Origin of the sequence: Streptomyces goshikiensis, assembly GCF_014650555.1 — a bacterium.
GTDB lineage: Bacteria > Actinomycetota > Actinomycetes > Streptomycetales > Streptomycetaceae > Streptomyces > Streptomyces goshikiensis.
In genome coordinates this window covers 31811-44859 of record NZ_BMVE01000009.1, presented here as the reverse complement: position 1 = coordinate 44859, position 13049 = coordinate 31811, and the positions used below count along the sequence as shown (strand labels likewise).

Genomic DNA, 13049 nt, shown 5'->3' with positions numbered 1-13049 from the left:
GCGAGGCGGTGAAGTGGTGAGGTGGGTGACGTGTCGAGGAGGGGGCGCTCAGACCTTGGCGCGGAGGATGTCGATGTTGCCGTACCGGGTGCGGGCGCGGACCTTGACGGTGTCCTCGCTCTCCTGCGGGGTCTCGGACGCGGTGAGCGTGTTGCGCACCTGGCCCGAGCCCGAGCTGACGTCGAGCCAGGCCGCCGTACCCTCGCGGACGCCGACCTCGATGGAGCCGTACGAGGTCTCCAACTGGGCGGTTCCACGGGCCACTTCCCCCACGCGCAGGGCGCCGTGGGCGGTGGTGGCGGTGACCGAGCCCTCGGCTCGCGCGATGTCGATGTCGCCGTTGGCGCCGTTGACGCGCAGCTCGCCGGTGGCGGCGCCGACGGTCGTGGTGCCGTGCGAGTTCTTCAGGACGGCGGAGCCGTCGAGGAGGCCGACGCGCACGCTGCCGGAGCTGGTGGTGATCTCGGCCGCGCCCTCGACCCGGTCCACGGTGATCGAGCCGTGCGAGGCGGTCAGCTTCAGCGGACCGGTCGTGTCGAGGCGGATGTCGCCGGAGGAGGTCTTCACGCGGACCTCGCCGAGCCGGCCCTCGCCGAGCACCTGGGCCCAGGCGCCGGTGACGTCGATGCGCGAGCCCGTGGGCAGTTCGACGGTCACGTCGACGGTGCCGGTGCGGCCGAACATGTTGGGCTTGTGCGTCCTGACGGTCAGTGCGCCGCCCGCGTACGTGACCTGGGTCTGGTCGACGGCCCGTACGTCCTGGTCCTTCTTCGGGTCGCGGGGGCGCACCTCGACGACGGTGTCGGCGCGGTCGCCCGCGGTGAAGCGGATGGAGCCGGCCTCCACGTGCGCCGTGGCCGAGATCGGTTCGGGAGTGTCGAAAGAAGGCATGGCTGTCCCGTCCTCTTGGGTCTCTGGGGCGTCCCCGCTGGTGGGACGTGGTGTGTGGTGGGTGGTGAAGTGCTGTGTACGGGTGAACGAGCGGGTGCGGGCTAGCGCATCCAGCCGGTGATGCTCTGTCCGACGGTCTGGACCTTCTCGGCCGTACGGGGCCGGGTGCCGCCGCCGCCTTCGACCGCGGCCGACACGGCCCGCACCAGCCACGCGTTGACCGACAGGCCCTCGCGGCCCGCGGCCTCCTCGGCGCGCGCCTTGAGGTGGGCCGGCAGCCGCAGGTTGACGCGGGCGGTGGCACCGTCGTCGCCTTCGGCGGCGGGCGCCGGGGCGGAGGCGGGAGCGGGGGCGCCGAACGGCTCGACGGGCGCGGCCGGTTCCGCGGGGGCGCCGCGGTCGGTGGGCGGCAGCGTCACGACGAAATCGGGGTCCAGCCCGCGCAGCCGTACGTCGACCGAGCCGGGGGCGAGCTCGCGGGTGATCTCGTCCATCGCGGCGGAGAGGACGCCCAGCATGGTCAGGCGGGTCGCCGACTCCAGCGGAGCGGTGAGCCGATCGGCCAGCTTGCGGGCGTCTTCCCCGCCGGCTTCGGCGGCCACCGCGAGCTCGCGGCGGAGGGTGTCGACATAGGGCGTGAGGTCCATGACGCCATCATGGCACCACGGTGACACCATCCGCAAGCCCCTATGACGCCACACCGGCCCCGACCCGAGGCCGAGGCGGCCTGACCTGCGGAAACGCGGGTGCGCCAACCTGAGCCACCCTGGCGCGGCGCGCGCTCCCGCGCGAAGGCCGGACGGATTGGCGCCACGTGGCACCACATGGCACCACGTAGCACCACGGACACCGGCCCGGAGGCCGCCCCGACCTGGCTGCCGGGCGCCGTGGCCACGCCCGAGGCGGGGCGCCCGAAGCGAGGGCGCGTCCGGCCTTGGGCGCCGGGCGCAAGGGCCGCACCCAAGCCCGGGGCCACGCCCGGGGCCGGAGCCGCGCCCGGGACGGGGCGGCGCCCAAGGCGGGGCGGCGCCCAAGGCGGGGGTGCGGCCGGCCTGGCCGCCGGGCGCCAGAGCCGCGCCCAAGGCCGGGCCGCGCCCGGGGCGGAGCCGCGTGGCGCCCGGGACGGGGCCTGAGGCGGGGGCGCAGGCGGGGCGGCGCCCAAGGCCGGGGCCGCGCCTGAGGAGGGGCCCCGGCCTTGGGCGTGGCGCACACGAGGCGGAGCCGCGCCCGGGGCCGGGGTGCGGGCCGGGCGGGGCGCGCCGGCGGGGCGGGGCGCGCCGGCGGGTGGGGGAATGCTGGTGTACCCGGTGGCGGAGGGACACCCTGGGGCGCCGGGGCGGTGTGCGCCCGCGGTGGAAGGAGTCGGCGGTGGCACCAGCATCCGAGGGGCACCCGGAGCAGGCGCCCGGGACCCCGAGCACCCCGGGGCCGGGAGCCGGGCGGTACGGAGAGGCCCTCTTCCGGCCCGAGCATCCGGGAGAGGGCGACCGCATCGACCATGCCGCGCTCGTCTACGACCCGTTCACCCGGCAGCGGCTGCGTTCCCTCGGCGTCGGCCCCGGCTGGCGCTGCCTGGAGGTCGGCGCCGGTACGGGAACCATCGCGCGCTGGCTCGCCGAGGAGGCCGGCGCCGACGAGGTCGTCGCCCTGGACCGCGACACCAGCCGACTGGAGCCGCTCGCGGGGCCGAGGCTGCGGGTGCACACCGCCGACCTCACCCGGATCGCCGACGAGCCGGACCTCGGCACCTTCGACCTGGTCCACGCCCGGTTCGTCCTCATGCACCTTCCCGAACGCCGGGCCCTCGTCTCCCGGCTGGCGGAACGCCTCAACCCGGGCGGGTTCCTCGTCCTCAGCGACGCGGCGGACGTTCCCGACCCCGCCGACCCGCACTCGGCGTACCGCCAAACCCTGAACGCCATGTGGCGGACCCTCGCGCAGACCATCGGCACCGACATCGCGGCCGTCCGCGCGCACCCCCACGCGCTGCGCGCCGCCGGCCTGTCGGGTGTCGCCGCCGAGCTGGTCTGCCCGCCGCTGACCCCGGGCACCTCGCTCACCGCCTTCTGGAGCGAGACCTGGCGGCGGATGCGGCCCGACCTGCTCATCGCGGGCGGCCTCGAACCGGCGGCCCTCGACGAGGCGCTCGCCTACCTCGACTCCGCCGGCCTGGCCGAACTTGGCCCCGGCATGCTCACGGCCTGGGGCCACCGCCCGGGCAGGTCGGCGCGGCGGGGGGCGTAGGCAGCGGGGGGCGTGGGCAGCGGGGGCGCAGGCAGCGGCAGCCGCCTTACCGGCGTCGATCCGGTAACCGTCCAACGGCCGTTCGCCCAGGCTCCCCCGGTCGACACCTCCGGGCGGTCGGGGGAGGATGGGAGCAAGGGCTGCCCTGTCCCTCCGACGGGAGTTCCACGATGTCCCTCCCGACCCGACGCGCCCTGGTCACCTCGCTGCTCGTGTCCTCGTTCGCGCTGGTCGGCGCCGTCGTAACGGCGCCGACCGCCGGTGCGGCCACGACGGCGGTCCCCGCCGCCAGCTGTACGGTCACTCCGTCGCCGGACGGAACCACCGTCACCATCTCCGGTGAGGGCTTCACCCCGCCGCGCAAGCTCAACGACGGCGAATCCACCCAGGACCTGAACGTGGACGCGAGCGGGCACTTCCTGCTGAAGCGCTTCCAGAAGAACGCCGCCTACACCGTCCTCGCCGTGAGGGAGGACCAGCCCTTCGTCTTCGTGAACTGCAAGGTCGTCAAGTCCGGCACGGGTACGGGCACCACCACCCCGACCCCGCCGGGCAACGACCAAAGCGAACGCGGCGACCGAGGCGAACGCGACAAGGGCCGTACGGACGGACGCCAGGCCGGTCTCGCCGCGGCCGCCAAGAACTGCGACAACTCGCCCGTGGCGAAGAAGGACCAGAGCCACGGCAACGCCTACTGGCAGGCCTGGCAGCAGGCGGCTGACCACGCCTTCGACAACGCCTGCAACAAGGGCTGACTGGGGAGAGCGACGATGAAGCACGCACCGAACGGCGCCCGGGCCCGGGCAGGTTGGCTGGCCCTGGCAACACTCGTACTGGTCGGCACCGGGCCGGCGGCCGCGACGGCCGCGGCGGCGGCCGACCAGCAGGCTCCTCGGCACGCGCCCGCCGCGCAGTGCCAGGGCGGCCGCCTCTCGGCCAGTGCCGCGGGCGGGTACAACCAGGTCCGGGTCACCGTGGTCAACAAGGGCTCGAAGCCGTGCACGCTCTCGGGCTTCCCCACCGTGGCCCTCGCCGGCCAGGGCTCGCCCGACCGCAACAAGCCGCTGAGCGTGGCCCGGCAGGGCAGCGCGAAGCCGGTGCAACTCGCTCCCGGCGGGCGGGCGGTGACCACCATCACCTTCACCCCGGTGCTCGGCGAGGCGGACGGCTACTGTGCCTCCGGCGCGAAGCCGACCGTGGCCCCGACGATGGTGCTCGGCATCGCCGGCACCCGCACCCAGGTGGCGCCGAACGACGGCGGCGAGTTCGCCCTCTGCGGCGGTACGGTCACCGCCTCGGCGTTCCGCTCCGCCTGACGGCGCCGGCCGCGCGCAGACCGGCCGTCAGCCGAAGCGGACCGTCTTGAACGGCTTGTCGTGGCTCCCGCCGGGCGGGAGGGCGACCCCGTCGTCCTCGCAGTCGATGCTCATGTACAGCGTGGCGGGCCCGTCCGTGAGGTTCCTCGCGAAGGCGGCACGGCCCGAGGCGCCCACGCTGCCCGTGACGTCGAGGCACGCGCCGTCCGCCGGATCGCGCAGCGCCGCCGTCCGGGTGTGGCCCGCCACGTCGTACTGGAAGGTGAACTTCCCGTGGGCCGCGTGGGCGGTCTGGGGCACGGCCAGGACCAGCAGGGCCGCGAGGGGGAAGGCGCCACGGTGAAACAGCCGCATGGGAGGGAACCCGATCCGTATCCGTAGGGGTGCCCAGTTCAGCGCACGATCGCCCGCTGCGCCCACCGACTCGCCGCACGGGCACCTCCACCCCCACCGCGTTCGCTTCGCGATCGGGTGTACGGCTCAAGCGGCCAGGCTCCGAGCGATGGCCTCGGCCGCCAGCAGCGGCAGCGCGTGATGGGAGACCCCGGGGAGCATCTCGACCCTCGCCCCCGGCAGCGCGGCGCGCGCGGTCGCGGCCGCCCGGGCGGAGTCGTGGCAGCGCGCCTGCTCGGCGAAGAGGATGTGCAGGGGGAACCGGTCGAGCCCGGCCGGGCCGGGGCGCGGGCCGGTGACGGGGCGGACGGTGGGGAAGCGGGCCGTCTCGTCCCGCAGCCGCAGCCAGGCCGGGTCGAGGTCGGCCCCGCCGGTCTCCCATCTCAGGAAGCTCCGGATCCGAGCGGGCGTGGGCCGCGCCAGCATGGGCAGGGCGCGCAGCACGTAGCCGGGTAGGAGCCCGGCGAAGACCTGTGTCGGGTCGAGCAGCACGAGACGGGCGAGGCGCCGCGGGTGCCGGGTGGCGTAGTGGGCCGCGATCCAGGCGCCGTAGGAGTGGCCGGCGAGCGTGACGGGGCCGGGCGCGCCGAGGCCGTCGAGGCCGTCGAGGACCGCGTCGAGCCAGCCGGCCAGGTCCTCCGGGGTACGGATCGCCCTCCCCCCGGCCGGAACGCTGAGCCCGGGCTCCCCCACCAGGTCGACGGCATGCACCCGGTGGGTCCGCCCCGCTCCCGCGGCCACGACGGCCCCCCACACGGTGGAGGTGTCCCCGCCGCCGGGCAGGAGCACGAGGGGCGGAGCGCCGAGAGGGCCGCAGCTGTTGATGTGGGTGAGGCCGTGGGGAGTGGGAACCTCACGGCTCGTCACGGAGGCGGGCCACTCGGCGAGGACGGCGTCGTAGGCGGCGCAGAACTGTACGGACACGGCTGACGCGGCTGACGCGGCTGACATGCTGCACTCCAATACCTCGCCCGGCGATAATCTCGTTCAGCGAGAGATCCTAGGCGGAGGCGAAATGGACGACAACCTGAAAGACGACAACCTGCGACTGGTGCACCTGCTGCGGGCGGTGACGGTCGAGTTCGGCCTCCGGCAGGCGGAGTTCGCCGCGCGCAACGGCATGCACTCCACCGATGTACGGGCGCTGATCTGCCTCCTCGACGCCGCCCGCGCCGGGGAGGCGGCCACGGCGGGCCTGCTCGGCGCCCGGCTGGGCCTCAACTCGGCGGGGACGACTTCGGTGATCGACCGCCTGGAGCGGCTCGGCCATCTGACGCGGATCCGCGACGCGCACGACCGCCGCCGGGTGCTGCTGCGGGTCGAGCCGGAGGCGGTGCGGCTGGGCTGGGAGTTCTTCGGGCCGCTGATCGACGGCGTGGTGGGGGTGCTGGACGGGTTCGACGCCGGCGAACGGGAGACCGTCCGGCGGTTCCTGACGGGGGTACTGGCCGCGACGGACACGGCCACGGACACGGCGTGATCGGCACGCGTCGCCGGAGACGGCCGTCGCTGCCGTCGCGCCGCGCGCACCGCGCGGGCCGCCCCGCAGCTTTCGGCCACCTGCCCGAGCGTCTGACCGCGCGCCACGTCGAGCCGCCCGAACGAGGTCATTCCCGTCCTCCGCTTCCCTGACCCGGCGGCCGGCGAGCGGTCTCCTACCGAAGAGTAGGTGACACCTTCCCGGTGACGGACCATCAGCAACCTCCTGACCTGTTGTAACCCCATGAGAGACCACCTGAAAGGGGTGCCGTCCTGGGGTTTTGCCAGGGCTTTGCCGAACGCGCGCCAGGCCGGGCGGCCGGTACCACGCACCCCTCCGACGGCCGGGGTCTGCTTGCCCGCAGGCCCCGGAGCGTGCACACTGGCGCGAATTCCGGCCGGGCGCAACGTCGCACCCCCTGCACATCCGCCCGCACCCACGGTGCCGGGCACCAGCACGTCAACGGGAGCAAGGTTGAGCACATCGGGTACCGCCCGCCAGCAGGATCTCCACGACCTCAGCGACGCGCAGCTCTGCGCGCTGCTGCGCGAGCACGGCGCGGCGCCCGGCCCCGAAGTCAGCGACGTGATGGGCGAGGTGTTCGCCCGTCACCACTCGGCGGTGCTCGCCTACGCCCGTACCTGCTGCCGGGACGTCGCGACCGCGAAGGACCTCGCGTCGGAGGCCTTCGCCCGCACCTACCGGGCGGTCGCCTGGGGGGCGGGTCCCGAACACGCCTGGCGGCCCTATCTGCTGACCTGCGTGCGCCGGGTGGCGACCGACTGGATGCGCCGCAGCGCCCGGACCCAGCTGTCGGACGACTTCGAGAAGTGGGCCGGCGATCTTTGCGACGGCCAAGACGTGGAGGGCGCCGTCCTGTCGGCGGAGGAGGGGTCGCTGGTCCTGCGGGCGTACCGGTCGCTGCCGGAGCGCTGGCAGGCCGTGCTGTGGCACGCGGTCGTCGAGCACGAGCCCGCGACCGAGACCGCCCGCCGCCTCGGGATATCGGCGGGCGGCGTCGGCTCGCTGGCGGCGCGGGCCCGGGAAGGCCTGCGCGAGGCGTACTTGCGCGCCCACCTGGACCAGAGCGCGAGCGAGGAGTGCCGGCACTACGGCGGCCTGCTCGCCGCCGCTCTGCGCCGGCCCGCTACGCGCGTCACCCGGGACCTGCGCCACCACCTGCGGGCGTGCCCCGACTGCGCCCGGGCCGAGCGCGATCTGCGGCACGTCAACAGGAGCCTGGGCGCGCTGCTGCCGGCCGGGATCCTGCTGTGGAGCCCGGGCTCCTTCTTCGCGTCCGCCGGCGGACACGGCGCCGCGCAGCTGGCGGCGGCGGGGAAGCTGGGCGGTATCAAGGCGGGCGGGGCGAAGCTGGGCGGGATGAAGCTGGCGGCGGCGCGGTTCGGTTCCGCGAAGTGGACGGTGGCGGCGGCCGCGGTCGCGGGGACGATGACCGCCTTCGTCCTGCTGCCCGCGGAAGACGAACCCGGTGCGGCCGTGCCGCCCGCCCCGCTGGCGGCGAGCCCGAACCCGGATCCGGTGCCGATCCCCCGGCCGGAGGCCTCCGGGACTCCGTTCGTGTCCGTCGGCGTGGCCATGTCGGGGACGGCCTCGGCCGCGCCCTCGCCCGTCGCCGCCACCTCCGCCGCGGCCTCACCCGTACCCTCGGCCTCCGCCTCGGTCTCGCCCCCGCCCTCCACCGGTCCGGCCGGCTCCGCGCTGGTCAACACCGCCTCGGGGCTGTGCGTCGGGCTGGGCGGCAGCGGTTCGGGCGGGCCGCTGGAGCTCCAGCGGTGCACCAAGGCCCCCTCCCAGGGCTGGCAGCGCCTGCCGGCCGGGCAGGGCACGTACCAGCTCCGGAACACGGGCACCGGCACCTGCCTCGACGGAACCGGCGGCGGCGGGAACGTCGTCGGCGTCAGCCTCCGACCCTGCCGCTCCGACGCGGGCCGCGCGACACAGCTCTGGCGGTTCGACCCGGTCGCGCAACCGGGCGCGTACCGGATCTGGTTCGTGCCGAAGGTCCGGCAGACCGACTACGCCGACCACCTGCTGGGCCCGCGGAACTGGCCGAAGGCCGATCCCCCCTGCCCGGGTTCCTCCCTGGTGCACCTGCCCGACTACTACAACTCCGTCAACTTCCACTTCTCCCTGGGATGAGCGCGGCCCGCCGCCCCGCTCAGTCCCGGACGAGCAGGACGACGACGCCGGCCACGACTCCCAGCACCAGACCGAGTACGGAGTACCGGGGCCGCGACTCGCGCAGCACGGGCAGGAAGTGGTCGACGGAGAAGCGGCCCGGCCCGGTGAGGGTGAGGGCGACGATGCCGGCCAGCAGCGCCAGTTCGAGTTCCACGCCCTTGGGGGCGAAGAAGGGGCTCAGCCCGCGCACGTCGAGGATGTTGACGAAGACGCCGATCAGGGCCGCGCCGGCGAGCGGGGTGAGCAGGCCGAGGGCGAGGCCGAGGCCGCCGAGGGTCTCGGCGAGACCGGCGATGACGGCCATGGCGTCACCGGCGGGATAGCCGCTCATCGAGAAGCCCTTGCCGGTCGCGTCGAGACCGGGGCCGCCGAACCAGCCGAAGAGCTTCTGCGTGCCGTGGGCGGCCATGGTGAGGCCCAGGAAGAGCCGGAGCACGAGCAGGCCCACGTCGTGGGTGACGGTGGTAGCGGGGGCAGGGGTGGCGCGGTAGACCGCGCGGTCCCATCGTTCGTGCGCCATGGACGTCCGTTCTTCCGTCACGTGCGGGCGGCGGCCACCCTATGACGTCCGTCCGGTTCGTCCTGCCCGCAACGTCGTCGGCGCGGATCGTCGACCCTTTCGGCCGCAACCCGTCAGACCGTCGGACCGGCGCACCGGCGGGGCGGAGGGGCGTACGGGCCCTGGCCTGGGCGGGGTTGGCGGTGCGGACCGCCGCGACCGGCCGCCCGGCTCGTAGGATGCCCGTCATGCCCGACACCCCTCCCCGCCCCGAGCCGTTCCTCGCGCGGACCCCGCCCGCGCTGCTGGAGGACCTGCGGACGCGGCTGCGCGCGACGCGGTGGCCGGACGAGCCCGAGGACGCCGGCTGGTCGCTCGGCACCGACCTCGGCTACCTGCGCGAGCTCGTCGCCTACTGGGCCGACGGCTTCGACTGGCCCGCGCAGGAGGCGGCGCTCGCCCGGCTGCCCCGCTTCCGGGTCGCGGTCGGCGGCCTCGGGATCCACTTCGTCCACGCGCGGGCCGTCGCTCCCGCCGGGCCGGTGCTGCCGCTGGTGCTCAGCCACGGCTGGCCGGACTCCTTCTGGCGCTACACGAAGGTGATCCCGCTCCTCACCGACCCCGGCGCGCACGGCGCCGATCCCGCGGACGCGTTCGACGTGGTCGTGCCCGACATGCCGGGCTACGGGTACTCCGACCGGCCGGCCGGGCCGCCCCTCGACTCCATCGCCGTCGCCGGCCTGTGGGCCGAGCTCATGGACGTACTCGGTCACCGGCGGTTCGGGGCGGCGGGCGGGGACATCGGCAGCCACGTGAGCCGCTACCTCGGGCTCGACCACCCCGACCGGGTGGTGGCCGTCCACCGTACCGACGGGGGCGTGCCCGTGTACGGCGGCGATCCGGCGGACCTCGCCCCGGAGGAACGGGCCTGGTTCGACGGGGCCGCGGCCTGGGGCGCGGCCGAGGGCGCCTACGCCGCCCTGCACCGTACGAAGCCCCAGACCGCCGCGTTCGGGCTGAACGACTCGCCGGCGGGGCTCGCCGCGTGGATCGTGGAGAAGCTGCGGGCGTGGAGCGACTGCGACGGCGACGTCGAACGGAGCTTCACGAAGGACGAGATCCTCACGAACGTCACGCTGTACTGGCTCACCGGGACGATCGGCTCGTCGATGCGCATGTACCGCGCGAACGCAGCGATCCCGCCCGCCCAGCTCGCCCGCCGCGTCGAGGTGCCGTCCGGCTTCTCGCTGTTCCCCGGCGACATCGTCCGGCCGCCCCGTGCCTGGCTGGAGCGCACGGCGAACGTCGTACGGGTCACCGAACCCGCCCGCGGCGGCCACTTCGCCGCCTTCGAGGAACCCGAGCTCTACGCGAGGGAGCTCCGCGACTTCTTCCGCCCCTACCGCTCGGCGTTCGCCCGCTGAGGGCGGCGCCGGGCGCCAATCCGCGTGCCGGGGCCCGTACCCCGGTGGCAGGATGCCCCCGGGCCCGGCGGGGGTCCGTGGTGGGGGCGGGGGCGGGGCGTGCTGGACGGGCTGGACTCGGTGGACTGGCGGGGGCTGGAGGTGGCCGACCGGAACCGGTCGGGCGCCGAGGTGCCGAAGATGCTGCGCAGGATCGGGCGCGCGGACGCCACCACGCGGCAGCAGGCCGTGGACCAGGCGTACATCGGTCTGGGGGACCTGCTCCTTGCCGCCGAGGGGGTCGCCGAGGCGAGTACGGCCGCGCTGCCGTTCATGGTGGAACTGGCCCTGGACCCGGACACGGTGGCGCGGCCCGATCTGATCGACCTGTTGGCGCAGCTCGCCGGGGACGGCGCGGCCGGGGAAGGGGACCCCGGGTGGCCCGCGGCCTGGCAGCGGCAGTGGCCGCGCCTGCGGGGGCTGCTCGGTGACGGGGACCCGGCGACCCGGCGGGCCGCGCTGCGACTGGCCGCCGACCGGACCGCCGACCTGCTGGAGCGGTGGCACGCGGAGGAGGACCGCTCGGTCCGGCTGACGCTGCTGCCGGTGCTGGGCGAGGCCGCGGCGGCGGAGGACCCGGCGGGAGGGCTGGTCGCGGAGGTACGGGCGGTGCTGGAGGGCGTCCTCGGCGGCGAGGACCGGCCGCTGCGGGTGGCGACCGTGCTCGCGACCGCGCCCCTGGACCCGCAGGCGCCGCTCCGGGCCGTCCCGATGCTGCTGGAGCTGCTGACCGACCCCGCGTTCGCCCCGGAGCTCGACGCGCTCTCCTGGTGCGCCCTGGACCGCGAGTACCCGTACGACCGCGACGACGTCACGGACCGGATCGTCGGCGTGCTGGAGCACGACCCGGCGCTGGCGGCCTCGTTCGTGGCCGGGCTCGCCGCGGCCGGGGCCGGGGCCGGGGGCCGTACGCGGGACGCGGGGCTGCGGCGGTGCGCGCTGGACGAGGGGTGGCGGCTGCTGGTGGACCGGCCGGGGGCGGCCGCCCCGCTGCTGCCGGTCGCGGCCGGGATGCTGGCCGATCCCGATGACGACGTGCGCTACAAGGCGGTGCACCTGCTGGCGGTGCTCGGCCGGCGGGCGGCCCCGTACGCCGACAGGCTCGCCGCCCTCCTCGACGACCCGGGCGAGTCGGAGTTCTTCGACGGCACCGTCGGCGACCTCGCGTGCTGGGCACTGACCCGGATCGGGGACCCGCGCGCCCTGCCGGGCCTCGTGGAGCGGCTCGTCGCGCCCTACCGGGACATGCAGGGCCGGGGCTACTTCCCCAGTGACCCGCGGCGGCCGGACGTCGTGGACGTGCTCCGGCCGCTGCGCGCGCACGCCCCGCTGCTGCTGCCCGCGGTACGGGAGGCCCTGCGCGACGAGGTCGCCCGCAAGGGCTGGCTCGTCGGGGAACTGCGCGAGGTGCTCCGGGCCTGGGGCGAGGACCCGCTGCTCCCGGGGGAGGAGGCACCGTACCCGCCGGCGTGGCAGCCCCCGCCGCCGGACGCGGAGCAAGCGGAGGCCGCGGTACTGGCGTTCGCGGCGGGCGGCGATCGGTACGGGGAGTTCCGGTCGGCCCTCGCCTCGCTCACCGGCCACGGGCGGCGCCCCGCCCCGGCCGTGCGCGCGGCGCTGGCGGCCCTGCGGGACGCGGAGCGGCGGCTGTCGCCGTACCGCGACTACCGGGCGTTCCTCGACGACGAGGAGACCCGCCCGGCGATCGACGCGGTGCTGGCCCTGCCCTGACCGGCCTGTTCCGCGGGTGCCTCGCCGGGCCGGCGGGGGCAGACGTCATGGCGGCGGCGCGGGCGGGCGGGCGGGCGGGTCGGCGTCCGCCGGGAGATCAGTCGTGCGGCGAACCGGCGGCAGCCGGGCGACGGCCCCCGACGGAGGCGACCAACGCGTCCGCCACGATCGCCGCGTCCGCCTCCGCGATCTCCGCCGGGTACTCCGGCAGCAGGTCGTCCCAGACGGGCAGCCATGATCCGTACAGCTGGCTCTGTCCCTCGGGGCGGGCGAAGAACCAGATGTGCAGGTGCGCGCCGCCGTCGCCGATGCGGTAGACGTGGGCTCGCGAGATGTGCGGCAGGGCCTGCACGTGGCGGACGATGTGGGTGGACAGGACGCCCAGTTCGGCCGCCAGTTCGTCGGGCAGGTCGGCCATGTCGTGGTGCTCCAGCGGATGCAGCATCAGCACCAGCGGGACGCCCACTTCGGTGATCCGGGTGAGCCTCCAGCTGTCGTTGAACCAGATCCCGTCGGCCCGGTCCCGGCACGCCCCGCAGTCCGACGGGTCCTCGCCGTGCCGCGCGGGCTCGGGCAGGACCGGGGGGCGCAGGGGCGGCACGCGCAGTCCCTCCGGCTCGAACGGGCTGATGTCCCAGCCCGTCATGCGCGCGAGCGGGAGTCGGCCTTCACCGTCTGCGGCGGCGAGCGCGTGGTCGTAGAACTCGTCAGGTCTCAAAGCCATGATCCGAAGACTGGTTCGGCATCAACTCCCCGTGGAGTGGGGGGTGATGTGCCCCGGCGCCCCTTCCCCTCCGCTCCGGACGGGAGGGGGAGGGGACCCACCGGCA

At 75.4% G+C, this 13049-nt stretch carries 13 protein-coding genes; 7 read left to right on the top strand and 6 right to left on the bottom strand.

Annotation, left to right across the window (positions count from 1 at the left end; translation table 11 throughout):
• Positions 1 to 48: 48 nt before the first annotated feature.
• Both IE248_RS24345 and IE248_RS24340 read right to left on the bottom strand, forming a co-directional pair.
• Positions 49 to 891: a DUF4097 family beta strand repeat-containing protein gene (locus tag IE248_RS24345; RefSeq protein WP_008740629.1), complete on the bottom strand. Its 843-nt coding sequence runs from the start codon at positions 889 to 891 to the stop codon at positions 49 to 51.
• Positions 892 to 992: 101 nt separating this feature from the next.
• Positions 993 to 1538, bottom strand: a complete 546-nt coding sequence (locus IE248_RS24340) for a hypothetical protein (protein ID WP_073794807.1) — start codon at positions 1536 to 1538, stop codon at positions 993 to 995.
• Positions 1539 to 2259: 721 nt separating this feature from the next.
• Here IE248_RS24340 and IE248_RS24335 point away from each other — a divergent pair.
• The 3 genes from IE248_RS24335 to IE248_RS24325 all read left to right on the top strand — a co-directional run bounded on the left by IE248_RS24335 (position 2260) and on the right by IE248_RS24325 (position 4451).
• Complete coding sequence (locus IE248_RS24335) at positions 2260 to 3135, top strand: class I SAM-dependent methyltransferase (protein ID WP_190031667.1); 876 nt, start codon at positions 2260 to 2262, stop codon at positions 3133 to 3135.
• A 170-nt stretch (positions 3136 to 3305) separates the two neighbouring features.
• A complete protein-coding gene (locus IE248_RS24330) occupies positions 3306 to 3890 on the top strand; it encodes a hypothetical protein (protein WP_190031666.1) in 585 nt (194 codons plus the stop codon).
• Positions 3891 to 3905: 15 nt separating this feature from the next.
• A complete protein-coding gene (locus tag IE248_RS24325) occupies positions 3906 to 4451 on the top strand; it encodes a DUF4232 domain-containing protein (RefSeq protein WP_190031665.1) in 546 nt (181 codons plus the stop codon).
• 27 nt (positions 4452 to 4478) lie between these two features.
• On the opposite strand, the gene IE248_RS24320 is transcribed toward IE248_RS24325, so the two are convergent.
• Together IE248_RS24320 and IE248_RS24315 are read right to left on the bottom strand one after the other, a co-directional pair.
• Positions 4479 to 4805, bottom strand: a complete 327-nt coding sequence (locus tag IE248_RS24320; protein WP_073794812.1) for a hypothetical protein — start codon at positions 4803 to 4805, stop codon at positions 4479 to 4481.
• 126 nt (positions 4806 to 4931) lie between these two features.
• The gene (locus IE248_RS24315) at positions 4932 to 5795 is read right to left on the bottom strand and encodes an alpha/beta fold hydrolase (RefSeq protein ID WP_190031664.1); all 864 of its coding nucleotides are present in this window, start codon (positions 5793 to 5795) and stop codon (positions 4932 to 4934) included.
• Positions 5796 to 5859: 64 nt separating this feature from the next.
• On the opposite strand from IE248_RS24315, the gene IE248_RS24310 reads away from it, so the two are divergent.
• Positions 5860 to 6324, top strand: a complete 465-nt coding sequence (locus tag IE248_RS24310; RefSeq protein WP_190031663.1) for a MarR family winged helix-turn-helix transcriptional regulator — start codon at positions 5860 to 5862, stop codon at positions 6322 to 6324.
• A gap of 474 nt (positions 6325 to 6798) precedes the next feature.
• Complete coding sequence (locus IE248_RS24305) at positions 6799 to 8484, top strand: sigma-70 family RNA polymerase sigma factor (RefSeq protein ID WP_190031662.1); 1686 nt, start codon at positions 6799 to 6801, stop codon at positions 8482 to 8484.
• A gap of 19 nt (positions 8485 to 8503) precedes the next feature.
• On the opposite strand, the gene IE248_RS24300 is transcribed toward IE248_RS24305, so the two are convergent.
• Positions 8504 to 9046, bottom strand: coding sequence for a DoxX family protein (locus tag IE248_RS24300; protein WP_073776790.1), 543 nt, complete (start codon positions 9044 to 9046; stop codon positions 8504 to 8506).
• A 227-nt stretch (positions 9047 to 9273) separates the two neighbouring features.
• Here IE248_RS24300 and IE248_RS24295 point away from each other — a divergent pair, with 227 nt between their 5' ends.
• Together IE248_RS24295 and IE248_RS24290 are read left to right on the top strand one after the other, a co-directional pair.
• Complete coding sequence (locus IE248_RS24295) at positions 9274 to 10449, top strand: epoxide hydrolase family protein (protein ID WP_190031661.1); 1176 nt, start codon at positions 9274 to 9276, stop codon at positions 10447 to 10449.
• Between the two features lie 99 nt (positions 10450 to 10548).
• The gene (locus IE248_RS24290) at positions 10549 to 12219 is read left to right on the top strand and encodes a HEAT repeat domain-containing protein (protein WP_190031660.1); all 1671 of its coding nucleotides are present in this window, start codon (positions 10549 to 10551) and stop codon (positions 12217 to 12219) included.
• A 97-nt stretch (positions 12220 to 12316) separates the two neighbouring features.
• Here the strand turns inward: IE248_RS24290 and IE248_RS24285 are convergent, their stop codons facing one another.
• The gene (locus IE248_RS24285) at positions 12317 to 12943 is read right to left on the bottom strand and encodes a hypothetical protein (protein WP_073794832.1); all 627 of its coding nucleotides are present in this window, start codon (positions 12941 to 12943) and stop codon (positions 12317 to 12319) included.
• Between the last annotated feature and the right edge of the window lie 106 nt (positions 12944 to 13049).

Coding starts and splice junctions, on each gene's coding strand:
- IE248_RS24345 (WP_008740629.1), bottom strand. CDS start 891: ATGCCTTCTTTCGACACTCCCGAACCGATCTCGGCCACGGCGCACGTG.
- IE248_RS24340 (WP_073794807.1), bottom strand. CDS start 1,538: ATGGACCTCACGCCCTATGTCGACACCCTCCGCCGCGAGCTCGCGGTG.
- IE248_RS24330 (WP_190031666.1), top strand. CDS start 3,306: ATGTCCCTCCCGACCCGACGCGCCCTGGTCACCTCGCTGCTCGTGTCC.
- IE248_RS24325 (WP_190031665.1), top strand. CDS start 3,906: ATGAAGCACGCACCGAACGGCGCCCGGGCCCGGGCAGGTTGGCTGGCC.
- IE248_RS24320 (WP_073794812.1), bottom strand. CDS start 4,805: ATGCGGCTGTTTCACCGTGGCGCCTTCCCCCTCGCGGCCCTGCTGGTC.
- IE248_RS24315 (WP_190031664.1), bottom strand. CDS start 5,795: ATGTCAGCCGCGTCAGCCGCGTCAGCCGTGTCCGTACAGTTCTGCGCC.
- IE248_RS24310 (WP_190031663.1), top strand. CDS start 5,860: ATGGACGACAACCTGAAAGACGACAACCTGCGACTGGTGCACCTGCTG.
- IE248_RS24300 (WP_073776790.1), bottom strand. CDS start 9,046: ATGGCGCACGAACGATGGGACCGCGCGGTCTACCGCGCCACCCCTGCC.
- IE248_RS24295 (WP_190031661.1), top strand. CDS start 9,274: ATGCCCGACACCCCTCCCCGCCCCGAGCCGTTCCTCGCGCGGACCCCG.
- IE248_RS24285 (WP_073794832.1), bottom strand. CDS start 12,943: ATGGCTTTGAGACCTGACGAGTTCTACGACCACGCGCTCGCCGCCGCA.